The following is a 23,698-nucleotide window of genomic DNA, read 5'->3' as shown; positions in this document are numbered from 1 at the left end:
GATATGATATGAAACCTTCGGAGAAAGGTATCCAGCGGGGACAGGCTATTACATTCCGGGTCCCCTCTGATACACCCGATCACCTTTTAAAACAGCTGCAAAAGCTTAAGGAGTCGGAACGAAGAAACTTTTCCAGTAAAATAGCAGATTTTGTCTTAAAAGGTGTTAGCGAGTCCCTCTCAAAAGAAAGGGAGGCGCTGACCATCCCTTTGCCCAAGCAGCTAACCAAAGAACAGCGAAGCTGGATTAAGCATGAGCATTCTGAAGCGCTCTTAGGAAGCATTTTGTATCAATTGCTTTCAAATCCTGTGAGGGCTACGACACTGCTAGCATCTTTAAACAGCAATTCTTTTGATATTGACGAAGCCCTGTACCTCCAAGAGGAGACAGCCGCAGCAACGGCCCAAGCAGATGAAGAAGCAGAAGCAGAATCAGAAAGTTCTAATGGCTTGCTAAATTGGGAAGATCTTGGGGATGATGATTTGGACGATTTTGATCTGGATAAGATTCAAGGGGATCTCCATACAGCAAGAGCAGAAAAAAAGGAACCTGAAGAGAGTGTTGACGATCTACTCGGAGGCTTTCTTGCCAGCATGAATAAATAACAACATTTACCTTATAATAGGATGAGAGCGGATATAATTATCTGCTCTTTTTTATTAAGATCAGCCAGAACAATTTTCCAGCTAAAGATATCCTGGTATAATAACTTTACGAAAGAGGCTAATAGCATGACAGCATTCAAACAGCTCGGCATTCAGCACAGCTTGGAAGAAAAATTAAAAGAGCAGCACATTACAGTCCCCACCACCATCCAATCCAAAAGCATCCCTCATCTTCTTGCAGGAAAAGACCTGATCGGGCAGGCAGAGACCGGTTCTGGAAAAACACTGGCCTTCCTGCTTCCCATTCTGCAGAATTTAAAAACAGATCTAAGCCAAGTGCAAGCAATTGTAGTGGCTCCCACAAGGGAACTTGCGAAACAAATTTGGGAAGAGGCAGTAAAACTCAATGACGGATCCCTTCAGATGCTTGCTGTGTATGGAGGCCAGGATGTGGAACGCCAAATTAAAAAGCTTCAGTCCTTCCCCCAATTAGTTGTCGGAACCCCAGGCCGAATTCTTGACCATCTTCGCCGTGAAACCCTTGATTTATCCGGTGTACACACTCTCGTGCTGGATGAGGCTGATCAAATGCTGCATATTGGCTTTCTAAATGAAGTAAAACAGATTATCGCTGCTGTTCCTGAAACAAGACAGACGGTTTTGTTTTCTGCTACGCTGACCCCTGCTGTAAAAGCGCTGGCAGCGAGTTATACTGAAAAAGCTGTAGATGTTTCAGACACCAAAACCCATTTAAATGTAAAAGAAATCAAACAGCGCTATCTTCAAGTAACGGACAGGGCGAAACAGGGTACACTATGTAAAATAATCGACGAATACAGGCCATACCTTGCTGTTGTGTTTTGCAGAACGAAACGGAGGGCCCAAAAACTGAATGATGAGCTAAAAGGGCTTGGCTACAACTGTGATGCTCTTCATGGGGACCTTTCCCAAAGCCAGAGAGAAAGAGTAATGGCGCGTTTTAAGAAGGCAGAACTGCAAATCCTGGTTGCTACAGATGTTGCAGCAAGGGGTATCGACGTAGAAGGGGTTACCCATGTCATAAACTATGATATTCCGCAGGATGCAGACAGCTATATCCATCGGATCGGAAGAACGGGCAGAGCAGGAAGCTCAGGTCTTGCAATAACATTTACCGGTCCTAGAGATCAAGGATATTTAGATGATATCAAACGAGCCATTGATGCCCCTATTCAAAAAATAGAAATCCAATTTGCTGAAAACAAGCCTAAACGGGAGGATAATAAACCATCCTTTAAAAAGAGGAAGCGCAATTAAAAAAATAGTTAATGTTATACTGGAATCAGCAAATGGTTAATAGATTGGATGGATGACATGCAAAAGGAAACAAATGTGAAAATCCTGAAAAAGTATGCTGCGCAGCTGCAAAAAGGATATCCGCTTATATTAAAAGATGCGCTGGCAAATCCGGGTTTGCTTAAGAACGAGGGAGAAATATTGAATCTTCTCGATGAACAGGGCCGTTTTTTAGGAAAAGGCTATTACGGCAAGCAGAATAAGGGCTATGGCTGGATCATCAGTAAAAAAGAAAATGAAGGTATCGACCAGCAGTTTTTTACACGAAAATTAAAAGCAGCTGCAGATGAAAGAAAGCCTTTTTATGAGAGTGCTGATACTGCTTCATTCCGGATGTTCAATGGAGAAGGCGATGGTATTGGCGGTTTAACGATCGATTATTATGACGGGTTTTATTTAATCAGCTGGTACAGTCTTGGAATTTATACCTTTAAGAAGCAAATCATCCAGGCATTAAAAGAAACAGTCTCATTTAAAGGGATTTACCAAAAGAAAAGGTTCGATTTTAAAGGCCAATATATAGAAGAAGACGATTTTGTAGAAGGAGAAAGAGGAGAATTTCCTCTTATCGTCAAAGAAAATGGGGCCAACTTTGCTGTATATTTAAACGACGGTGCAATGGTCGGAGTATTTCTGGATCAGCGAGAGGTTAGAAAAACAATCAGAGATCGTTATTCAAAAGGCAAAACAGTTCTGAATATGTTTTCTTACACTGGAGCCTTTGCTGTATTTGCCGCTCTTGGAGGAGCTGTTAAAACGACCAGTGTAGACGTTGCAAACAGGAGTAAATCCAAAACGATTGAACAATTTAGCGTAAACGGGATTGATTTTGAAGCACAGGATATTATCGTGGAAGATGTATTTCATTATTTTAAATACGCAGCGAAAAAGAAAATGAAATTTGATTTGGTGATTCTTGACCCTCCGAGCTTTGCAAAAACAAAAAAACATACGTTCAGTGCAGTAAAAGATTATAAGGAACTGTTAAAGGAATCAATCGAAATCACAGAAAAGAACGGTGTCATAGTGGCTTCCACAAACAGCAGCGCCCTTTCGATGGACAAGTTCAAAAAGTTTATTGACGCGGCATTTAAAGAAATAGGCTGCAAATACAAACTGGAAGAGGAATTTTCACTCCCAGGAGACTTTAAGACTTCACCCGATTTTAAAGAAGGAAGCTACCTAAAAGTCGTTTTTGTCAGGGTTATTTCCTAGAATGAAGTAAACCCAGTGATCAGAGGGAAAGTGAATTATTTTCTTCTGATCCATGAAGCCGTGCAGGAAAATCAAGCACTCAGAATACCAAATGTCTGTTACTTCATAGGGTTTAAAGATGAAATGTCAGGAATAGATGGGTATATAAGGAGAAGGCTGAGAGTCGCCATGATCCATAAGCATCCGACTCAAAGAAAAGGACAGGCCATGAAAACGAAATGGAACAATGAATTTTTCGCAAGGATTGATCTGATCCCTCCTTACTGGCTGTATTATCATAAAGTGCATGGTCTCACCTGGAAAGTTACCTCACTCAAATGAAAGACAAACAAAAGAAGAAACAAGCCAAGCAAATAAAGAGAGCAAAAGAAAAAGGCCAAGAGTATTACACTCCTGACCGGATTCGTAAAATGAACTATACCCAAAGGTTAGCAGAGTATTGAAAAACTGGTAAGCCGTATGTCCTAATAGGACACGTACGGTTTAATAAGGGGGAAGCCATGAAAATGGTTTCCCTACTTTATTCTTTCCAGAAAATCCATTCCTGTGCTTCAAGTATCTCCAGAAATTTAACAAGGCGAGGCAGGACAGGCTCTGCCTCTTCACCGAAATGGGCTTTTATTTCCCCGGCAATGTCTGATACGGTTTTTCGTGTTATCATCTGACGGATGACAAATTCACCGTTTTCATCCAGTTTGATCCTCCGAACTGAAGGCTGCTTCAGAAATTTCACAGACATTCTCTCTGCCCAGCTGGTCCGCTCGACAATCAGATATGCAGGTGAATCCTCTTTCTTTTCTTCAAAAGCAACATGCTCTTTTAAAAGAGGAACCATCGTTAGAAGGTTCCTCTTGCTTTGTTTTTTAAACATCTGATTTTTTTCCTTTTACAGAAACAAACCATAAAAGTCCTGCTAAAATCAGGAACAATAGGAATGGAATCAGGTTGCTGGCGATCTTTGCTTCCTCAGGAATCGGTGCCCCGAAGTAGATAAGGATCGCAATGAGCACACCGACAAGAGATTCCCCAGCAATCAAACCGGAAGCAAACAATGTTCCTCTGTCAGTGCGTGCTTCCCGAATCGCATCGGTTTTTGAAAAACGATCGATAAAGTAACGAACAAAACCGCCGACCATGATTGGAGTACTTACATGAACCGGCAAGTAAATTCCAACGGCTACGACAAGTGAATTCAGGCCGAAAAATTCTAGCGTAATGGCGATTGCTGCTCCAATAAAGATCAGATCCCATGGAAGATTTCCTCCAAGCACGCCTTCTGCAAGAATCTTCATCAAGGCTGCTTTAGGAGCTGGCAGTTCTGCAGAGCCCATATGATAGGCATTGTCCATTAAAATCAGAATAATACCGATAACAGAGCCTGATGCAACCACACCGATCATCATGGCAACCTGCTGCTTCCAAGGTGTCCCGCCGACAATATAACCTGTTTTTAAATCCTGTGAAACATCTCCCGCAACAGCGAGTGCCGTACAAATGATCGCTGCAACAACTAGTGCAGCTACCATTCCTTTCATACCGGTAAAGCCTGTTGCTTTATAAACGAGTGTTACAATAAGCAGAGTTGCGATTGTCATACCGGAAACCGGAGAAGAAGAGCTTCCGACAACCCCAACGATCCTTGAAGCAACAGATACAAAAAGGAATCCGAATATGGCAATAGCCACTGCCCCGATGATGCCGACATTTGTAACAGGTACAAACGCAATGATTAAAATGATAGCGATGATGCCGCCAATAACATATTGCCTAGGAATATCCTTTTCAGTACGGGGAATAGCATACTGAGCTTGTCCTCTTCCTGCACGAACTCCTTTAAGTGTATCGAAAAGTGAACCGAAAAGAGCAGGAAGAGATTTAACTAGCGTAATTAATCCGCCGACTGCAACGGCTCCAGCACCGATATAACGGATATAGCCATCCCAGATTCCCCATGCATCAAGCTTCGCAATAGGGTCTGTAGCAGGGAAAATGGCATGTGTACCGCCGCTTCCGAAGAAGCTGATTACTGGAATGAGTACGATCCAGGCGAGAAGGCCTCCCCCAAGCATCTGGCCTGCTACACGAGGTCCGATAATATAACCTACACCAAGAAGAGCAGGAAGAGTATCAATACCCACAACAGCATTTTTGAAATTTGTAATACCTGTTTCAACTTCTGTTTTAAACAGTTTAAAGCCATCACCGACAGCCTTAAAGATTCCGCCGACCAAAAGACCGATCCCGATCAGCTTTGCACTGTTCCCGCCTTCTTCACCTGACTTTAATACTTCAGCACACGCAGTACCTTCCGGGTAAGGAAGAACTTCATGCTCTTTCACAATTAAGAGCTGGCGCAGAGGAACCATCATAAAGACTCCAAGGAATCCTCCAGTTAATACGATGAAAATAAAAAGACCCTGATTAACAGGTACATGCCAGAGGAAAAGTGCAGGAAGCGTAAATACAGCTCCAGCCCCGATGGCTTCCCCGGCCGTTGTCATTGTTTGAACAATGTTATTTTCCAATATGGAATTCCTGCGGAATAAGCCGCGAAGAATGGCCATGGAAATAACCGCAGCAGGGATGGATGCTGACACAGTCAATCCCACACGAAGACCAAGATAAGCATTTGCAGCCCCGAAAACAATGGCCAGTATAATCCCAAGTACAACAGCAGTGACGGTCAGCTCAGGAAGAGTTCTGGAAGCTGGCACATACGGGACAAACTTGTTTTGTTTTGAATCATCTGACAATTTAAACACCGCCAATTTCATTAGTAGTAGTCCGATTCTTTCCATTACGAAAAAAATGAAAAAGAATAGCAACTGGAAAAATGGAGAAGAACCGAATTTAAAAAAGCTAAGGAACATTATATCACTATTTTGAAAATTGTTACAGAGGAATTTTTTGGAGGTCGTTTATTATTACTATTAGTGCCTGAATCTGCTTCATTCAGTAATCATCTTCATCTGAGCTCCCATATATTTTAAACAGAAAAAAAGCAGCCATCAGGCTGCCTCAAAATTTTTCAAGAATAATAAGGTGTTTATACGTGTCCTGCCTCTGATAACTCCTCATATTCTTCTTTTGTAAAAGGGCGTGATCTTGAAAGAAATCTTTTTCCTTCTACACCCTCCAGCGAAAACATGCCTCCCCTGCCATCAACAACATCAATAATAAGCTGAGTGTGCTTCCAGTACTCATACTGTTTTTTATGGATGTAGAATGGGCTGTTTCCAATTTCTCCTAGAAGTACATCCTGGCTTCCGAGCAGCAGATCTCCTTCTGGATAGCACATCGGGGAGCTTCCGTCGCAGCATCCGCCAGACTGGTGAAACATAATCGGGCCATGCTTATCCTTCAGTTTTGCAATCAATTCCAGTGCTGAATCAGTTGCTGTTACGCGATCGACCAAAAGGGATTCCTCCTTTCGCAGGATTAAAAGAATCCGAGCTTGCTTGGGCTGTAGCTGACAAGCAAATTCTTCACCTGCTGATAATGGCTTAGCATCATTTTATGATTTTCGCGGCCAATACCTGACATTTTATATCCTCCGAATGCTGCATGAGCAGGATATTGGTGATAGCAGTTCGTCCAAACACGGCCTGCCTGTATTTCACGGCCAAATCGGTAAGCAGTATGAATGTCTCTTGACCAGATGCCTGCACCAAGTCCATAAAGCGTATTATTTGCAAGCTCCAACGCTTCTTCATTGTCTTTAAAAGTCGTAACAGAAAGGACTGGTCCAAAGATTTCTTCCTGGAAAATTCTCATGCTGTTATTTCCCTTGAACATTGTCGGCTGAATGTAATAACCGTCTGAAAGCTCTCCATCAAGCCTGTTCCGTTCTCCTCCAATCAGACACTCAGCACCCTCGGATTTGCCGATTTCAAGATAAGAAAGGATTTTTTCCATCTGTTCAGAAGAGGCTTGAGCTCCCATCATTGTCTCAGGATCAAGAGGATTTCCGGCTTTGATTGCTTTCACCCGTTCTAGAGCTCTTTCCATAAAGCGGTCATAGATTGATTCATGAATAAGGGCTCTTGAAGGACATGTACAAACTTCTCCTTGATTTAGAGCGAACATGACCATGCCTTCAATCGCTTTATCAAGAAAATCGTCGTCCTCGCGAAGCAGATCATCAAAGAATATATTCGGGGACTTGCCGCCAAGCTCGAGTGTGACTGGAATGATATTTTGGGAAGCATACTGCATGATCAGACGGCCCGTTGTCGTCTCACCAGTAAAAGCCACCTTGTTTATTCTAGGATTGGATGCGAGCGGTTTTCCTGCTTCAAGTCCATAACCATTTACAATATTTAAAACCCCTTCAGGGATCAGATCAGCAACAAGTTCTATTAAATAAAGCAGTGAGCTTGGAGTCTGCTCAGCCGGCTTTAAAACAATGGCATTACCTGCAGCAAGAGCAGGCGCTATTTTCCACGCTGCCATTAAAATTGGGAAATTCCAAGGAATAATTTGCCCAACAACACCTAGCGGCTCATAAAAATGATAGGCAACTGTATTGCTGTCAATTTCAGAAAGACTTCCTTCCTGAGCGCGAATGACAGAAGCGAAATAGCGGAAATGGTCAATGGCAAGCGGAATGTCCGCGTTCAATGTTTCCCTGACAGCTTTCCCATTTTCCCAAGACTCTGCAACGGCGAGCTTTTCTAGATTCTCTTCCATGCGGTCTGCAATCCGGTTCAAAATGAGAGAGCGTTCAGTTACAGAAGATTTCCCCCAAGAATCCTTTGCTTTGTGAGCAGCATCAAGCGCAAGTTCGATATCTTCTTCGGTAGAACGGGCCACCTGGCAGAAAACTTTACCTGTCACAGGAGTCACATTATCAAAATACTCCCCTTTAACAGGCGGAGTCCAGCGGCCGCCAATGAAATTATCATATCTTTCCTTAAATTGAACAATTGCTCCTTCTTGCCCGGGAAATGCATATACCATTCCTAATTCCTCCCTTTTTTATGTAATCGCTTACACTATCACTTCCAATTAAACATTAAATCAGAATATTGTCAATTTATAGACATTGTGTTTTTGAAAGTTAGATTGTATGGTATATAGATTCATTAGAGGAGCTCAGCTCATACTCGTGAGTACTCGTGAATTTAAGTAGCGTTCATAAAAGCTGGGAGGTGCTCATAACGCGGTAGGTTCTCAAAAAAGCCTGCCGGCGCTCATAAAACCCGGTAGACGCTCATAAAAGCTGAAGAGAGCTCATAAATCTTGGTAGTCGCTCATAAAAAAAGCTGAGCGCTCATAAATCCCTGCAGCCGCTCATAAAAACTTGAGAGCGCTCATAAATCTTCCTCTCCCCACATAAACCGATAATTTTCCCTTCACCAGTCCTCAGCTCTATCAAAATAAGCCGCATTTTCTTCAACAAAATTTTCTAAATTCTGATTGCTAAAGTGCCGGTTTCATCTTCCGAATCAAACAGTTTTTAACACAGCAGAGTACCTCAACATCCTCCAAAAAAGGATTACCAAATCCAATGTGGAAGTATTTAGTTATGTAAGCGCTTAACATAAAGGGGGTTCAAAAATGAATTTTCAAAGCTACAAAGAATTTTGGCCGTTTTATTTATCACAGCATAGCAAGCCTGCAACGAGAAGATGGCATTTTGCGGGAACGAGCTTTGTTTTTGTGTTTTTCATATTGTCGATTGTCTTCCTGAATTTTTGGTTTTTGCTTTTAGCTCCTGTCACGGCTTATTCAATCGCGTGGATCAGTCACTTTTTTATCGAAGGCAATAAGCCCGCAACGTTTGGTCACCCTCTTTGGTCGCTCCGGGCGGATTTTCGCATGTACCGGCTGATGCTGTTTGGACAGCTTGGTAAAGAACTGAATAAGCAAAATGCGTTATATGAGAAAGGAAAGGAGAATCCACATGACACTCCCGCTTTCAGAAGCTAGCAGCCGTTATCCATTCACAGAGGCCGACTTTGGAAGAACATTGCTTGAGCCGAGCTACCGCGTTGATCTTCGGAATCCTTTCAATGAAAATCTGGACCATTTTTTCAATGCCAATCAGGTGTCGGACTGGTCGCAGCTGTCATGGAAGGAAGCTGGAAAGCCCTATGAAGTAAAGACGATGTCAAAGGATCGGAAAGTGTATGAAAATGAGCTTGGCGAAATGTCTGTCAAAACCTCGTGGGAATATTTCAACCGGTCGTTTCATGAGTGGTTTATAAAGGATATGCCCGAAGAAATGTCCTCAAGTAAAAAGGAGCTGAAGCATTATTTGTCGAGATTTCAGCTGAGTGAAGTGAAGCATGCACTTGGCGAAACCATCAGGCTTTCTTTGTGGAATTATGTTCATCGCGTTGAGGATGGAACATGGGATCCCCGTGGTAAGAGGGCTTTATTTCAAGGGCTTGATGTCCAGAAACCAAGAATTTTGTTTCTCGGTGCAGCCGAAGGATACGAAGCCATGCAGCTGCATGCTATGTATCCTGGAGGAGAAGTTGTGCTTGTCGATTATGACGAATTTTGCAGAACAGACCGGTTCGGCCACTTTCCTGAGCGCTATCCGTTCCTTGGCGATAATCCGTTAACAGGACAGCCGAGAATCTGGTATAAGGATCAGATGAAGATTCATTATGTGGTTGATGATATCAGAAATCTTTCCTTTGGGAAGGAATTCGATATTGTTTTGAGCGTCGGCCTTCTAGAGCATTTTCCAGATGAGCTGAAGGCTGAAGTAATGGAATGGCACAGGAAATTTCTAAAGCCCGGTGGATATGTCATTATGACAACTCCCCGCCACCAGCTGAAAGCACGTCTTTTTTATATGATTATGGCAGATGTGATGAACCATACTTATAGAGAACTGATGGACATCAGGCAAATGGGCCTCTATGTCTACGAAAATGGCTTTCAAATATTACGCCATGGATTTATTAAGGTGCACAATGGCATCGTCGCAAAGCCACGATAATCTATCAGTCGATCAAATAGCATGGTATAGCAGTTTAAGCGGGCTATGCCATGCATATTATCAGCCTTAGAAAATTGGATTTCAGAAATTTGCGACAGGTAAATGAGCACTCAGTTCCGGCGCTAAAGCCGGGGTTTTTTCCTGCATTTTTCTCACTTCTTGTGTGAAAGGTCCTGCTTAAAGAAATGTCGAAAGAAAAAGATTGAATAGATAGAAAATTTATGAAAAAATTAGCGATGAGTGGAAGCGTTTGCATATTGGAGGATGCTATCTAGTTGATAGATTAATAGACAAAGTGCAACAATTTGCGCAAACGGTTTCATTAATACATGTCCTTTAAGGGGAAAAGGGAGAGGCAATGGGGATGAGGAACAAAAAATGGTTTTCCGTGCTGGGAGTGTTGGTTTTAATGGCACAGCTTCTGACAGGATTTTTTCCGGCTGGGGTAAAGGCGGAGAATACCGAAAGGACAGTTACGCTCGTTGGCAGCCTTCAGGATGAGCTCGGAAATTCGAGCGAATGGGATCCGGCTTCAGAAAAAACAAAAATGGTCTCAAAGGAAAATGGCATCTACGTTTTTAAAGGGACTCTCCCAGCAGGTACATACGAATACAAAGTTGCCATCAATGGGAGCTGGGATGAAAACTATGGTGCTGGCGGAAAAAAGGGAGGAGAGAATATTAAGCTCTCTCTAAGCGAGAAACAAGAGGTAACATTCTATTATTCTGATGTGACTCATGCAGTGACAGACAGTACAGTCTATCAAGCGCTGCCAGAGGAAAAAACACCTCGGCTTGCAGGTGATCTTCAGCCTGCAATTGGAGCAGGGCCGGCATGGAGCCCGGACAAATCAACGGCTCTCTTTACAGACAGCGCATTTACCGGCATTTATTCTTATACGGCTAAGGTGCCAAAAGGAAAATACGAATTTAAAGTAGTGCTCGGAAATGCCTGGGGTGAGGATTACCCTTCAAGTAATGCCAAGCTGAATGTGCTTCAGGACACTGACATTACTTTCTTTTATAATAGCAAAACAAAAGAAGTGTCTACTGATTACAATCCATCCGGATCAGATGGACAAATCAAAGGAGAGGCGCTTTACCACGATACGTGGGATGCAGCATACAGAGCTCCGTTCGGTGCTGTTCCGGTCGGCAAAAAGGTAACCTTAAGGCTTTCTGCAAAAAAAGGGGATCTTGCGAGAGCAAGTGTTTATGTGAAAAACTATCAAACTGGCACTACAAAAATGCTGAAAATGACAAAAGAGGGATGGACCGATACAAAGGACAAAGGCCCGATCGAATTCTGGGAAGCTGTCTTTACTCCTGATGCCAAAGGTGTGCACGGCTATAAATTTATCGCTGGAGACCAGGATGCCGTATTGGAATACGGTGAGGATACTCAGGAAGGACATACAGGAAAAGCTTCAGAAAAGAACGCTGGCCTGTTTCAGCTGACTGTCTATGATCCTGCTTACAAAACACCGGATTGGATGAAAGAAGCGGTAGTCTATCAAATTTTCCCTGACAGATTCTACAATGGGAACACAAAAAATGACCATGCAAAAGACAGAATAGGTGCTAGAGGGAAGCAGCCGATTGAACATCCTGCATCCTGGAGCACGCTTCCTGATAATCCGAGAGAAAACACGGACCCTTCTTATAAAGGTGATAATGAATGGAGCAATGACTTTTTCGGAGGAGACATCGCGGGAATTAAATCAAAATTAAATTACCTTCAGTCTCTTGGGGTCAATACCCTCTATCTGAACCCGATTGCTTTAGCCCCATCCAATCATAAATACGATGCAACAGACTATAAAGCACTTGATCCGATGTTTGGAAGCCCGGAAGAATTCAAGGCTTTTACAGATGAATTATCGAGAAGAGGCATGCATTTAATCCTTGATGGCGTATTTAACCACGTTTCAGATGATTCGATTTATTTTGATCGCTACGGAAAATACAATACAGTCGGAGCTTATGAATACTGGTCCAGAATCTATGATTTAATGAACACGAAAAAAATGACGGAAAAAGAAGCAAAAGCAGAAGCGGAAAAGCAGTTTAACAAAGAAGGCCAAATTTTCAGCCCATATGGCTTTCAAAATTGGTTCAACATTGAAAATGAAAAAGTAGATATAGGTACTCCGAATGAACGCTATAAGTATCAGGCGTGGTGGGGATACGATAGTCTGCCGGAGTTTAAATCAGTAGACGGAACTAAAGTAAACCATCCGAGTGAGCTGAACAACACGGATTTTGACAACTACATGATGTATGACAAGGATTCCGTCTCCAAAACATGGATTAACAAAGGAAGCTCAGGCTGGAGGCTTGACGTTGCCAATGAAGTGGACAGCTCCTTCTGGCAGGAATTCAGAAAACAAATTAAGAGCAAGACGATGACAGGTGCAGGCGCAACCCTAAAGCGCGGTGAACAGCCGCTGATCCTTGGCGAGATCTGGGATGATGCATCCAAGTACTTCCTTGGCGATCAATACGATTCAGTGATGAATTACCGTTTTAGAGGAGCGATGCTCGACTTCCTGAAAAACGGGAATGCCCAAAATGCTGAACAAAGCCTGATGGCAATTCAGGAGGACTATCCGAAAGAAGCCTTCCAGGCGCTTATGAACCTGATGGGATCTCATGATACAGCAAGAGCGGTGTACCTTCTTGGTAATGGAACAGATAGCTATGAACGGGCTGAAAAAGATCCTAAATACAATTACGAGCTTGGAATCAAGCGTCTCGGTCTTGCAGCTCTTTTCCAAATGGGCTATGCAGGTGCCCCAACGATCTATTATGGTGATGAAGCCGGTTTAACGGGTTCAAAAGATCCAGATGATAGAAGAACCTTCCCTTGGGGCAAAGAAAATAAAGAATTAATAGCAAAATATCAAAAAATCGGGGAAATCCGCAAGAAAAACAGTGACCTCTTTTCGCACGGAGATCTGAAGCATGTTTATGCAGATGGCGATGTAATGGCGTATACGCGCACTAATGGAGGAAAAGCTGCTCTTGTCGTCGTAAATAGAGGAAGTAAAGAACAAACGATAAAGGTGAACGTAAAAGATGTCCTTTTGAACGGTCTTAAGTTGACTGATCAGCTTGATCCAGCTTACTCTGTGACCGTTTCAAACGGTACAGCGGAAATCCGGATTCCTGCTGAAACGGGAAGAATGCTTCTTTCTTCAGAAAAGGTCAAAGCGCCTCACAGTGTGAAGCATCTGACAGCAGAAGCAGGGTCAAAAGAAGTAACATTAGGCTGGCATGGAAAAGCATCCTCCTATAACATTTATGTTTCAAGCATTCAGGGAGGCATGTACCAAAAAGTACAGGAAACAGCCAAACAAAGTATCACATTAAACAATCTGACTAACGGTCAAAAATATTATTATGCCGTTGCTGCACAAGATGAAAATGGGAATGAATCAAGTCTCGCCATGACGAAAGCACTTATCCCGCATTATGATCTGAAAAAGGCTTCCATCAGCGGATTAACAACTCTTCCAGACAGTGAGCTTGATCTTTCCCAAACATATGAGATCAGTGCCAAGCTGTATATGAAAGGTGTTACAGAAGGCGGGTTAGCTGAAGGCGTGCAAGGGAAGCTCCAGGTAAGAATGAATGGAGCCGGTGCCTGGACAGATTACTCTGCAGCAGAACCTGAAACGGAAGGAACATTCAATGTCTTTAAAGCATCCTTTACGCCTTATGAAAAAGGCAGCTATGAATACCGATTGGCCTTTACACCTGATCTTGGCGGTTCATGGAAATATTCTGAGACATCCAGGGTGAACATTTTGCCAAATAAATCAGATACAAAGAAGCCTGCAGAAGGAGTGGCACTTTCTCAGCCACAGGTTGAATCAGGCCAGGTTAATCTCAGCTGGTCATTGACGAAGGCAGATGATCCTTATCTCATCCTTGTTTACCGGAATGGCGAAAAAATCGCCGATCTAGCAGAAACAGAGACAGCTTATCGTGACTATCAGGTCGATAATGGCACAAAGTACACCTATTCGATCCATGTGCTTGATAAAGCCGGAAATTTCGCTGATTCACAAGCTGTTTCAGTAACGCCGGACATTGTAATGGTACAGGTAACCTTTAAAGTGCATGCTCCGGATTATACTCCGCTGAATGCGAAGGTCAATATTCCAAACAGCCTGAACGGCTGGAATACGGGAGCATGGGAAATGTCGAGAAACGGTGCAGTCACACCTGACTGGGAATACACGGTTGAGGCACAGGAAGGTACTGAGCTGACATACAAATACGCTAAAAGCGGGTCATGGGATCAGGAGGGACTTTCTGATCATACCCCAAGTGATCCGGCCGATGATGATATTAGTTATTACGGCTTTGGTGCAACAGGAACGGACATGAAAATCGTCGTTCAGAACCAGGGCAGCAACAAAATGGTTGTGAATGATACGATTTTAAGATGGATCGATATGCCTGTAACTGTAAAGGATATCCAGACCGATGGCGCGAAGCTGACTGTCAAAGGAACGGCCATTAAGGACGGAGATTTAACGATCAATGGCGAAAAGGTAAAAGTTGAAAATGATATGAGCTTTGCCTATTCAGGAACTCTTTCAGCAGGACAAAAAGAAGTGAGTGTCCATATTGAACCTTCAGAAGCTTCTAAATCCAATATCTTCAAAAATGATGGTGGAGCTATTGGGAAAAATACGAAGGATTATACAATAGACGTCTCTTCAAAAACAATAAGAGAAGGAAAATAAAACAATAGGGAAAAGCTGTGTGATGGTTTCTCACACAGCTTTTCTTATAAAAACGATGATGTTTCCCGCAGAAAAAATGAAATCCGGCTAGTTATCTTCCTGCGTGTTTCAGTCTATACAAATAGCAGTAATTGTAGCGGAAATCGCCTTCTTGTAAGGTGTCAATGAGTGCTTACAGCAAATCTATTGGCAATTACATATTTCTTAAATGAAAGAATGCATCATCTTATGCTAAAATTCATAGTAAATGACTCTGGGAGCGTTGGTAAATGGGAAGCAAAGGGGAACCAGTTATCAGTATTCGGGATTTGAAAATCAGTTTTGGGACAAAACAAGTGCTAAAAGGGGTTAATTTAGACGTCTTTAAAGGGCAGATCATTGGATACATAGGGCCGAACGGGGCAGGGAAGAGTACGACAGTTAAAATTATGCTTGGCCTTGTGGAGGGATACACAGGGTCTGTCAGTATACTGGGCAATGACCTTTCATCAGGAAATATGGAATACAAAAGGAAAATAGGGTATGTTCCGGAGGTAGCTGAGATTTATGATAACCTGACTGCCCGAGAATATTTAACATTCATTGGAGAACTTTACGGCCTTAGCTGCGATGAAACAGATGAAAAAGCGGAAAAACTGATGGCTTACTTTGGGATTGAAGAAGTGTATGACGTGCGGATTTCTTCTTATTCCAAAGGAATGAAGCAGAAGGTCATGCTTATCTCAAGCCTCCTTCATAATCCGGATATTCTGTTTTTGGATGAGCCGCTGAGCGGGCTGGATGCGAATAGTGTTATGGTTGTCAAGGAAATACTGGCTCAGCTTGCAGCGCAGGGGAAAACGATCTTCTATTCGTCTCATATCATGGAGGTTGTGGAGAAGATCTCAAACCGGATTATCCTGCTTCATAATGGAGAGATTGCAGTAGATGGCACCTTCAAAGAACTGAAGGAAAGGAATCTGGAAGGTTCTCTTGAGGAAATATTTAATCAGCTGACAGGCTTTAATAAACATGAAGCGATTGCCAGAGACTTTGTAGCAGCTGTTCAAGAGGAACAACCATGATGAAGGAAATGAAGATTCTCTTATTCCTGGACCGTTTCAAAGGGCTGTTTGTAAGAAATGGAATCGAATATGACGTTATGAGAAGAATTCTTCAAGTGAAGCTGATGATGGACGGCAGAAGAGTACCGACAATTATCAGCCAATCCGCCAAAAAGAAAAAGGAAGAAAGCAATCAGAATAAATTCTACAGCTCACTATGGATCTATGTCCTTATGGGACTGATTCTTCTTCCCTTTATTCTGATAGAGAATGAGTATGTGTTTCAGATGAGTGTCGTATTTGGCATTATGATGTTCATGATTATGACATCAGTCATCTCAGATTTTTCTTCTGTTCTATTGGATGTTAGGGATAAAAATATCCTCAGTTCAAAACCAATCAAAAGAGAAACAATATCAGCAGCTAAAACGATCCATATCTTTATTTACCTATTTTTCCTGACAATCTCGTTAACAGGGCCAGCTCTTGTTGTTTCCCTTTTTTCTCACGGGATTTTTTTCTTCCTGATTTTTTTGGCTGAAGTGATTCTCATGGATCTCCTGATCATTGTCATGACAGCGTTTATCTATTATTTCATACTGAGGTTCTTTGATGGAGAGAAGCTGAAGGATATTATTAATTACGTTCAGATTGCCCTTTCAGCTGGAATTGCAATCGGCTATCAGCTAGTGGCACGCTTATTCAGCGTTGTGGATTTCAATATTGTGTTTACACCGAAGTGGTACCAGTTTTTTATCATTCCTATCTGGTTTGGAGCCCCTTTTGAAGTGCTCCTTCATCATAGCGGAAACACCTATTTTATTATATTCTCTGCTTTAGCTGTTATTGTGCCGATTGTGTCGATTATTGTTTATCGGCAGCTTATGCCGGCATTCGAGCAGAATTTGCAAAAACTTTCCAACCATCATGGGAAAGGAAAAAAAGAAAATCGCCGTTTTCAAAATGCGATGGCCAAGATCCTTTGCACAAGCAGGGAAGAACGGGTCTTTTTTCGATTTGCTTTTGATATGATGAAAAATGAGCGGGATTTTAAACTGAAGGTTTATCCTTCGGTAGGTTTTAGCTTTATCTTTCCATACATCTTTATTTTCAATGATTTGCGCACTCAGGGACTCGCGGGCATATCTTCAGGAAAGCTTTATTTATGCCTTTACTTCACAGCGCTTTTAATCCCAACCATTGCGATGATGATGAAGTTTTCCGGCAGGCATAAAGCATCCTGGATTTATAAAGTGATACCTCTCCCTTACCTTGCTCCAATATTTAAGGGGGCACTGAAAGCAGCGCTCGTTAAGTTATTCTTGCCGCTGTTTTTGATTAACAGCCTTGTCTTTTCCTTTTTATTTGGAGTAAGGATTCTTCCAGATCTAATCATTGTGTTCTTAAGCGTGCTTCTTTTCTCAATCGTTTGTTTTAGAATGATGAGAGATGCGCTGCCATTTTCAGAAGGCTATGAAGCTGTCCAGCAAAATGAAGGCTTTAAAATTTTCTTTCTGCTTCTCGGGCTAGGTGTTTTCGCTCTTATTCATTTTGCCATCACCTTTGTAAGCTATGGAATCTATGCATACCTTGCATTACTGCTCTTAGCGAACGTTTTGGCATGGAAAAAAGGCCTCTCTGTATCATGGAGAGAAGTGCTTTATTGACATAGAAATAAAGATTGTCAGCATTGGAAAAAATAACATATAATCAATCTAGAAATTACTCAAAAGGGCAGTAATAGCGCAATTTGGCCCTGCCGAAAGGAACATAAAATGCAAGGATTTTTCGGGAAAAATAAATGGCGCATTACAGCAGTAGTGCTTGTTTTCGTTTTAGCTGCTGCCCTTTTCATTCCTACCCCTTATTATCTCTATCAGCCGGGCTCAGCTGAGGCGCTTTCGCCGATTGTGACCGTTGAGAAGGGAAAAAAGGATGAAAAAGGAAAGCTTTTTCTTACAACAGTACTTTCAACAAAGGCGAGTAATATATTTATTTTGCTGGCAGGTTTAGTTACTCCCCACACCCAAATCACCAAGGAAGAAGATGTTAAAGGTGATTACACCGACAAGGAGTACGAACGTCTTTTAACGCACATGATGAGCTCGTCTCAGCAAAGTGCCATTGCCGCAGGACTTAAAGAAGCAGGCGAAAAGGTTGAAGTGATCCATAAAGGTGTATTTGTGAACAGTGTTTTAAAAACCTCTAATGCCAAAGGGATCATTCAAGTGGGCGACATCATTACATCGGTAGATGGCAATAAAGTTCTTACAATGGATGACTTCATGAGTTATCTTAAAAACAAGAAAGCGGGACAGACTGTCGATATTTCCTTTATACATGATGGGAAGGATCAAAAAGCCAAAATCAAGCTGGTTCAGCTTGAACGGAACAGGGCTGGCCTCGGCATCGGACCTGAAGATGAATTCACACTCAAAACACTGACAAAAGTAACCATCCATGCAGAGGATATTGGCGGCCCTTCAGCAGGCCTGATGTTTTCTCTTGAAATACTTAACCAGCTTCTGCCTGAAGACCTCTCGAAGGGCTACAAGATTGCTGGTACAGGAACAATTGATACAGACGGTCATGTCGGGCAGATCGGCGGCATAGAAGATAAAATTGTTGCGGCTCACAATGAGGGCGCGGAGATTTTCCTATGCCCTGCTGATATAAACGAATATGATACCAATACAAAGGAAGTCATGAAAGCAGCAAAAGAGGATGGATACAATATTAAAATTGTTCCAGTCAAAACGATCAAAGAAGCGGCAGATTATTTAAAGAGCCTTCCGCCGAAGAAGTAAGGCCCTTTTTACAGCATTTAATCAACGAGAAAAAGCCCCGCATATATGTGCGGGGTTTTGTCTAGCTTACAAATTGGAAAATTGACCGTAGTTTCTTCTTTCATGCTGAACGGAAAGCCATTTAATAGTAGTGAATTCTTCCAAGGCCCATTCTCCGTTAAAGCGTCCAAGCCCGGAGTCTTTTTCACCGCCCAATGGCATGTGCGCCTCATCATTAACGGACTGATCATTCACATGGATCATCGTATGAATCTTCCAGGCAACCTGTTATGCCATGCTTAATGGATGCTGAATGAACAGCTCCGCTAAGTCCATAGGGATTCACATTTTTAATCTGTACCAAGTTGTATTACATCGTTTGCTGTGTAGGTCTTACAATGATTTCGTTGACATCCACATGTTCCGGCTGTTCAACGGCGTAAGCGATCGCTTTTGCAATATCGATTCCTTCGAGTAGTTTCATTTCCTGCTTTTTAAAGGAATTCAAAACATCTTCATCTGTAATGGTATTTGTCAATTCAGTTGCTACAGCTCCAGGGCAGATGATAGTTGTACGGATATTATGAGATGCGCTCATCTCCTGGCGAAGCCCTTCTGTAATCGCACGAACAGCATATTTCGTTCCGCTGTAAACCGCGCTTCCCGGCATAACCAAGTGGCCTGCTACTGAAGATACATTGATAATGTGGCCGCTTTTTTGTTTTTCCATATAAGGAAGAACAGCTGCGATCCCAAATAAAACACCTTTTATATTAACATCAACCATTTTGGTCCATTCATCAACCTTTAATTTGTTCATGTATGATAGAGGCATAAGGCCGGCATTATTCACCAGTACATCAATTTTGCCAAACTTTTCGGAAGCCATTTTAGCTAAAGCTTCCATGTCTTCCTGAGAAGTTACGTCTGTTACTATATATTCAGCCTGGCCTCCATCAGATTCAATTTCACTTTTAAGATCTTTCAAACGATCTTCACGGCGCGCTGCAAGAACAACATTATATCCTTTCGCTGCCAGTTCCTTTGCTGCAGCTTGACCGATTCCGCTGCTTGCACCTGTAATAATAGCTGTTTTATTTTGACTCATTATATCAATCTCCCTTTACTTTTTAGACTAAATTTTTTTGAAATGTCTATCTTATTGCTTGTTTCCCACTCTATCACCTTTATTATACTTTGTAAACTAAAGTCAATCAAAGTGTCTAATATAGACGGATAAAAAGAAGATTTTATGCTATAATATAAGAATAGAGAGGTTGATTCGATGCGAAAAATAGGACCTGAACAGCGAGAAGACATGAGGCAATCCTTTGCAAAAAAGATCATGAACGTGATGCGGACCCAAGGATTTGGCGCTCTTAAAATACAGGACATGGCTCAGCTGATGGATATCAGCAAAGCCACACTTTACAACTACTTTACTTCTAAAGAAGATATTATTCTTGAAGTAGGGAATATTTATCTCGATTATTTGCAGGAATTTGACCAAAAAGTAAATGATCAGAACATTTCCTACCATGAACGATTCCTTAAGGTATTCGAACAGGAAGCTCTATCTTCTATATACACATCTGGTATTTTTTTAAACGATCTACGGGCACATTGTCCTTTTCTCTATGAAAAAATAAATGCGGCAAGGAAAAAAAGAGTAGAACAAATCGAGCGTTTTTATGAGCAGGGCATGAAGGATGGAGCTTTTCATGAACTGAATCCAAAAATACTAATCATGCAGGATATGGCCGTCTTTCAGCGAATCTTCGAACCAGGTTTTTTAATAGACTCTGGACTAACTTACAAGCAGGCTTTATATGATTTGTATGAAATAAAGAAGTTTCAATTACTAAAAAACGGAAAAGAAGAACCGGATTTAGAAAAAGTAAAAGAAACAATGGACCATGTGCTGTACAAGCTTTCCAATGCAGACAATTCGTTTTAGCAGGAAAGAATAAGGGTATCATAATAGGAACAGAGGAGGGATTAACGATAAAAAATCTCGTAAAAAAAGCCATTAAATGGGCTCCGGTAATCTATCCAATAGCTAAGAAAATGATCAACAGCAGAAAAAAGTCCCGTTAAAAGCGGTTTATACAATGAAAAGAACCCTTATCCAACTATATGGATAAGGGTTCTTTTCGTTAGGCTCTTTTCTCAAACTTTGTTGTTTTTCATAGAAATAAATATTCCTAAACAAAAATACAACTGCAAATTTTAAGAAAAGATGCCACGAAGCTTATCTTCATGCGTGTTGTTTACATATACGAATAGCAAACATCCTTGCGAAAACAGCCTTTCATTATTTTTCTTTTGATAAAAACTCATAAATAGCGGAAAAGTCTTTTTTGCTTAAACCATGCTGCATGGCAAGCCCATATACCTCTTTCGTAACATTGGCAATTGGAAGGGAGATGCCATTATAGTAAGCTGCTTCTGAAATCAGCTGCAGATCCTTCTGCACATGCTCAAGAGGAAACTCAGGATCGAAATCTCCATTCACTAGCTTGTCTTTTTTGCTGTGGAGAAAAGGAGCCGCAGTAGCCCCGCCAAGAAGAGTTTCAATAATGGTTTCTTTTTCAAGATCCATTGCTTCTCCTAAAGCAACCGCTTCAGAGAAAGAGGCCATAGCCTGAGCGAGTGTTAAGTTGACGACAAGCTTCATGGATGTACCTTTGCCATTTTCACCCTGATGTTTAATCGCTTTTCCCATCACCTGAAGCAGCGATTCTACTTCATCCAAGTCCTCCTTTTTACCTCCGACAAGGAAAACGAGCTCCCCCTTTTCAGCGGGAATTTTAGATCCAGCTACAGGAGCGTCCAGGAACCGAATACTTCGGTTTCCGGCTTCACCTGCCATCTTGCGGGAAAAGTCAGGATGAACGGTGCTGCAGTCAACCCAGAGAGAGCCTTCCTTCATTCCTTTAAGAAAACCGTTTTCTCCGAGAGCAGCATCTTCTACAGCTGCAGGATTTGATAGCATTGTGAAAACAATTTTTGCTCCCTCAACAGCAGCCTTTGGGGAATTTGCCCACTTGGCGCCTTTATCCAGCAAATTTTTAGCCTTTTCTTTTGTCCGGTTATAAACAGTAAGCTCATAATCCTTTTTGATAAGATTATTTGCCATTCTGTTTCCCATAATTCCTGTCCCAATAAATGCAATCACATTGCTCATCCTTTCTATTCATTCTGTCTTTACTTATTATCTATCACTATGCACCAATCGCCAATCGATGTGCACCGCATGAGGAGAATTAATAGGAAAGCTTTGATGCCACGAAGCTTATCTTCATGTGTGTTCTAAACCCATACGAACAACAACAGCAAGCTTTCCGGGAACAGTAACAGAAAAGCAGAAAACGTTTTTAGTAAAATAGTAATGTGAAAAAATTCGACAAATTTAGGTCCAAACAGAAGCAGGTGCAAAAGCTGTCAAAAACGCAGTCGCCCAGATGGAAGAAATCCATCATTCAGTCGAACAGACAACCATTATTATTCAGGAGCTGGGGGAGCATTCAAAAGAAATCGACCACATCGTCCAAATGATCACGAACATTTCTGAGCAAACAAATCTTCTAGCCCTGAATGCAGCCATCGAAGCGGCACGGGCAGGCGAGCATGGTAGAGGATTTGCCGTCGTAGCAGACGAAGTCAGAAATCTTGCAGAAGAAAGCAAAAAATCAGCTATTGAAATATCAGAAATGGTCCATGATATTCAATCAGGAACAGGTAAGGCAGTATCCAGCATGAACATTAACAAGCAAAAAATTGCCGAAGGTCTTATCTTAACGGAAGATGCAAAGCGTTCCTTATCTTACATAGAAGAATCCATCACCCAAACCTTTAAAAAAGGAAATGCAGTTCGTGCAGAAGTTCTGCAAGCAGAGACCTTAAGCGCTAAAATCGTTGAGTCACTTACAGAAATTGGGCTAATTATGGAACACAGCGTCAACAGCCTTCAGAAATCCAATATCTCTTCACAAGAGCAGCTGGAATCCGTTGAGGAAATCTCAAAATCAACCGTTCTCCTGGAATCATTGGCCGGAAACCTGCAGCACTCTATTGCTAATTTTAAGCTCGAAAATGCAGTAAAGAAATTATCGGATTTTGAAGAAGAGTTTAAGGAAAATGATAAGAGTTTTAAAGAGGCAATTTAGGAGATTTTTTCGCTTGAACCGGACACTTTTTTTTGGGTGTTAAGTTTTTTTATTTGGGAAAGTGTTTAGTGGTTTATAGTGCTGGGGTCAGATGCCTCTGAAGGGTCCTGTCCCCACTAAGGTAAAGCGCTAAAGATTTGTCCCCGTCGATTGCCGGCTTATCAAAATAAGTGTTAATACAGGGCAGTATATGTCCCCCTTTGACTGCCAAACTAAAAAACTAACCTCCTCAAAAACAACAAAAAAACAAGACAGCCTTTTAAAGGCTGTCTTGTTTTCATTCATCTCCATCATGCTCGGTATGGCCAGCGGCAGGGTGATTTTGAGAAGGATTGACATGATAAACCATTTCTCCTCCATAGTATCCTGTCATGGCAAGAGTTCCGGCTCCTGCAAGAGAAAGAATCAAGATTACTGGTACGAGGAATGAACCTTTACGGAAACGGCCGAAAATTTTCAAGAAAATCACAATGGCAAAGAGGACTAGGGTTATTTTTGCATAAAGTTCGTGTGTATGAACGATGGACTCGATGGCATCGCCTTTTGTTTGTTCTGCAAAGTGTTCTGCTCCGTCACCTGTTAAATAGGAGATGAAGGCTGTGACCCAGCCAATGGAGAGCAAAAGCATCGCCGTTTTATTGAAATAATCTTTTTTCCATAGAGCAAGAAATTGCGCAACAACGCCAAGCAATAAAAAGGCAATCGGAAAATGAACCAGTATTGGGTGAATAGGGGTAAACATGTAATCGACTCCTTTTTTAAACTTGGTTCTATCTTACAAGGGGAAGCTGAAAATAAACTGAAAAAGGGTTGGCTGAACAGGTTTATGTAAAG

At 41.9% G+C, this 23,698-nt stretch carries 19 protein-coding genes and 2 pseudogenes; 13 read left to right on the top strand and 8 right to left on the bottom strand.

All coding sequences use genetic code 11. From position 1 onward, the window contains the following. Window positions 1–8: 8 nt before the first annotated feature. From ACOT8F_RS13540 to ACOT8F_RS13525, 4 genes are all read left to right on the top strand, one after another. The gene (locus tag ACOT8F_RS13540; RefSeq protein WP_421652466.1) at window positions 9–605 is read left to right on the top strand and encodes a hypothetical protein; all 597 of its coding nucleotides are present in this window, start codon (window positions 9–11) and stop codon (window positions 603–605) included. A gap of 126 nt (window positions 606–731) precedes the next feature. Continuing rightward, a complete protein-coding gene (locus tag ACOT8F_RS13535; protein WP_421652465.1) occupies window positions 732–1,901 on the top strand; it encodes a DEAD/DEAH box helicase in 1,170 nt (389 codons plus the stop codon). Window positions 1,902–1,958: 57 nt separating this feature from the next. After that, window positions 1,959–3,155, top strand: a complete 1,197-nt coding sequence (locus ACOT8F_RS13530) for a class I SAM-dependent rRNA methyltransferase (RefSeq protein WP_421652464.1) — start codon at window positions 1,959–1,961, stop codon at window positions 3,153–3,155. 15 nt (window positions 3,156–3,170) lie between these two features. Further along, entirely contained in the window at window positions 3,171–3,476 is a 306-nt protein-coding gene (locus ACOT8F_RS13525) for a hypothetical protein (RefSeq protein WP_421652463.1), read from the top strand. A gap of 199 nt (window positions 3,477–3,675) precedes the next feature. Here ACOT8F_RS13525 and ACOT8F_RS13520 read toward each other — a convergent pair whose 3' ends face one another. The 4 genes from ACOT8F_RS13520 to exaC all read right to left on the bottom strand — a co-directional run bounded on the left by ACOT8F_RS13520 (window position 3,676) and on the right by exaC (window position 8,114). After that, the gene (locus ACOT8F_RS13520) at window positions 3,676–4,026 is read right to left on the bottom strand and encodes a PqqD family protein (RefSeq protein WP_421652462.1); all 351 of its coding nucleotides are present in this window, start codon (window positions 4,024–4,026) and stop codon (window positions 3,676–3,678) included. Beyond that, window positions 4,019–5,929 (bottom strand): OPT family oligopeptide transporter, encoded by a 1,911-nt coding sequence (locus ACOT8F_RS13515; protein WP_421652461.1) that lies wholly within the window; start codon window positions 5,927–5,929, stop codon window positions 4,019–4,021. The genes ACOT8F_RS13520 and ACOT8F_RS13515 overlap by 8 nt, the downstream gene beginning before the upstream one ends. A gap of 272 nt (window positions 5,930–6,201) precedes the next feature. After that, a complete protein-coding gene (locus ACOT8F_RS13510) occupies window positions 6,202–6,570 on the bottom strand; it encodes a DUF779 domain-containing protein (RefSeq protein WP_421652460.1) in 369 nt (122 codons plus the stop codon). Between the two features lie 23 nt (window positions 6,571–6,593). Then, the gene (exaC, locus tag ACOT8F_RS13505; protein ID WP_421652459.1) at window positions 6,594–8,114 is read right to left on the bottom strand and encodes an acetaldehyde dehydrogenase ExaC; all 1,521 of its coding nucleotides are present in this window, start codon (window positions 8,112–8,114) and stop codon (window positions 6,594–6,596) included. A gap of 600 nt (window positions 8,115–8,714) precedes the next feature. On the opposite strand from exaC, the gene ACOT8F_RS13500 reads away from it, so the two are divergent. The 6 genes from ACOT8F_RS13500 to ACOT8F_RS13475 all read left to right on the top strand — a co-directional run bounded on the left by ACOT8F_RS13500 (window position 8,715) and on the right by ACOT8F_RS13475 (window position 18,716). Next, window positions 8,715–9,086 carry an Mpo1-like protein gene (locus ACOT8F_RS13500; protein WP_421652458.1) on the top strand — a complete coding sequence of 124 codons (372 nt, stop codon included), beginning with the start codon at window positions 8,715–8,717 and terminating at the stop codon, window positions 9,084–9,086. Then, complete coding sequence (locus ACOT8F_RS13495) at window positions 9,061–10,110, top strand: class I SAM-dependent methyltransferase (protein WP_421652457.1); 1,050 nt, start codon at window positions 9,061–9,063, stop codon at window positions 10,108–10,110. The genes ACOT8F_RS13500 and ACOT8F_RS13495 overlap by 26 nt, the downstream gene beginning before the upstream one ends. 364 nt (window positions 10,111–10,474) lie before the next feature. Further along, window positions 10,475–14,866 carry a pullulanase X25 domain-containing protein gene (locus ACOT8F_RS13490; RefSeq protein WP_421652456.1) on the top strand — a complete coding sequence of 1,464 codons (4,392 nt, stop codon included), beginning with the start codon at window positions 10,475–10,477 and terminating at the stop codon, window positions 14,864–14,866. A 269-nt stretch (window positions 14,867–15,135) separates the two neighbouring features. Next, window positions 15,136–15,930, top strand: a complete 795-nt coding sequence (locus tag ACOT8F_RS13485) for an ABC transporter ATP-binding protein (RefSeq protein WP_421652455.1) — start codon at window positions 15,136–15,138, stop codon at window positions 15,928–15,930. Beyond that, entirely contained in the window at window positions 15,927–17,576 is a 1,650-nt protein-coding gene (locus tag ACOT8F_RS13480) for a hypothetical protein (RefSeq protein WP_421652454.1), read from the top strand. Before ACOT8F_RS13485 ends, ACOT8F_RS13480 begins: the two co-directional genes overlap by 4 nt. 108 nt (window positions 17,577–17,684) lie before the next feature. Further along, complete coding sequence (locus ACOT8F_RS13475) at window positions 17,685–18,716, top strand: SepM family pheromone-processing serine protease (RefSeq protein WP_421652453.1); 1,032 nt, start codon at window positions 17,685–17,687, stop codon at window positions 18,714–18,716. A gap of 66 nt (window positions 18,717–18,782) precedes the next feature. On the opposite strand, the pseudogene ACOT8F_RS13470 reads toward ACOT8F_RS13475, so the two are convergent. Further along, window positions 18,783–19,056, bottom strand: a pseudogene (locus ACOT8F_RS13470) (aldehyde dehydrogenase family protein); the annotation flags it as partial. 9 nt (window positions 19,057–19,065) lie between these two features. Then, window positions 19,066–19,803 carry an SDR family oxidoreductase gene (locus ACOT8F_RS13465; RefSeq protein ID WP_421652452.1) on the bottom strand — a complete coding sequence of 246 codons (738 nt, stop codon included), beginning with the start codon at window positions 19,801–19,803 and terminating at the stop codon, window positions 19,066–19,068. Window positions 19,804–19,980: 177 nt separating this feature from the next. Between ACOT8F_RS13465 and ACOT8F_RS13460 the strand changes: the two genes are divergently transcribed. Next, window positions 19,981–20,652: a TetR/AcrR family transcriptional regulator gene (locus ACOT8F_RS13460; RefSeq protein WP_421652451.1), complete on the top strand. Its 672-nt coding sequence runs from the start codon at window positions 19,981–19,983 to the stop codon at window positions 20,650–20,652. Further along, window positions 20,553–20,792 (top strand): hypothetical protein, encoded by a 240-nt coding sequence (locus tag ACOT8F_RS20970; protein ID WP_489672229.1) that lies wholly within the window; start codon window positions 20,553–20,555, stop codon window positions 20,790–20,792. The genes ACOT8F_RS13460 and ACOT8F_RS20970 overlap by 100 nt, the downstream gene beginning before the upstream one ends. Window positions 20,793–21,009: 217 nt before the next feature. On the opposite strand, the gene ACOT8F_RS13455 is transcribed toward ACOT8F_RS20970, so the two are convergent. Beyond that, window positions 21,010–21,873 (bottom strand): NAD(P)-dependent oxidoreductase, encoded by an 864-nt coding sequence (locus tag ACOT8F_RS13455; RefSeq protein WP_421652450.1) that lies wholly within the window; start codon window positions 21,871–21,873, stop codon window positions 21,010–21,012. A gap of 259 nt (window positions 21,874–22,132) precedes the next feature. Between ACOT8F_RS13455 and ACOT8F_RS13450 the strand changes: the two are divergent. Next, window positions 22,133–22,864 (top strand): annotated as a pseudogene (locus ACOT8F_RS13450) (methyl-accepting chemotaxis protein); the annotation flags it as partial. 277 nt (window positions 22,865–23,141) lie between these two features. Here the strand turns inward: ACOT8F_RS13450 and ACOT8F_RS13445 are convergent. Beyond that, window positions 23,142–23,606 (bottom strand): DUF2231 domain-containing protein, encoded by a 465-nt coding sequence (locus tag ACOT8F_RS13445; RefSeq protein ID WP_421652449.1) that lies wholly within the window; start codon window positions 23,604–23,606, stop codon window positions 23,142–23,144. Between the last annotated feature and the right edge of the window lie 92 nt (window positions 23,607–23,698).

Source organism: Chryseobacillus diguaensis, assembly GCF_049220665.1.
Taxonomy (GTDB): Bacteria; Bacillota; Bacilli; order Bacillales; family Bacillaceae; genus Metabacillus_B.
The sequence above is the reverse complement of the archived record's forward strand: the minus strand, read 5'-3'. Positions and strand labels throughout refer to the sequence as shown.

Bases quoted from the DNA above. Each gene is read 5' to 3' on its own strand.
- ACOT8F_RS13540 (WP_421652466.1), top strand. From the start codon at position 9: ATGAAACCTTCGGAGAAAGGTATCCAGCGGGGACAGGCTATTACATTC.
- ACOT8F_RS13535 (WP_421652465.1), top strand. From the start codon at position 732: ATGACAGCATTCAAACAGCTCGGCATTCAGCACAGCTTGGAAGAAAAA.
- ACOT8F_RS13530 (WP_421652464.1), top strand. From the start codon at position 1,959: ATGCAAAAGGAAACAAATGTGAAAATCCTGAAAAAGTATGCTGCGCAG.
- ACOT8F_RS13520 (WP_421652462.1), bottom strand. From the start codon at position 4,026: ATGTTTAAAAAACAAAGCAAGAGGAACCTTCTAACGATGGTTCCTCTT.
- ACOT8F_RS13515 (WP_421652461.1), bottom strand. From the start codon at position 5,929: ATGAAATTGGCGGTGTTTAAATTGTCAGATGATTCAAAACAAAACAAG.
- exaC (WP_421652459.1), bottom strand. From the start codon at position 8,114: ATGGTATATGCATTTCCCGGGCAAGAAGGAGCAATTGTTCAATTTAAG.
- ACOT8F_RS13500 (WP_421652458.1), top strand. From the start codon at position 8,715: ATGAATTTTCAAAGCTACAAAGAATTTTGGCCGTTTTATTTATCACAG.
- ACOT8F_RS13495 (WP_421652457.1), top strand. From the start codon at position 9,061: ATGACACTCCCGCTTTCAGAAGCTAGCAGCCGTTATCCATTCACAGAG.
- ACOT8F_RS13490 (WP_421652456.1), top strand. From the start codon at position 10,475: ATGAGGAACAAAAAATGGTTTTCCGTGCTGGGAGTGTTGGTTTTAATG.
- ACOT8F_RS13485 (WP_421652455.1), top strand. From the start codon at position 15,136: ATGGGAAGCAAAGGGGAACCAGTTATCAGTATTCGGGATTTGAAAATC.
- ACOT8F_RS13480 (WP_421652454.1), top strand. From the start codon at position 15,927: ATGATGAAGGAAATGAAGATTCTCTTATTCCTGGACCGTTTCAAAGGG.
- ACOT8F_RS13475 (WP_421652453.1), top strand. From the start codon at position 17,685: ATGCAAGGATTTTTCGGGAAAAATAAATGGCGCATTACAGCAGTAGTG.
- ACOT8F_RS13465 (WP_421652452.1), bottom strand. From the start codon at position 19,803: ATGAGTCAAAATAAAACAGCTATTATTACAGGTGCAAGCAGCGGAATC.
- ACOT8F_RS13460 (WP_421652451.1), top strand. From the start codon at position 19,981: ATGCGAAAAATAGGACCTGAACAGCGAGAAGACATGAGGCAATCCTTT.
- ACOT8F_RS13445 (WP_421652449.1), bottom strand. From the start codon at position 23,606: ATGTTTACCCCTATTCACCCAATACTGGTTCATTTTCCGATTGCCTTT.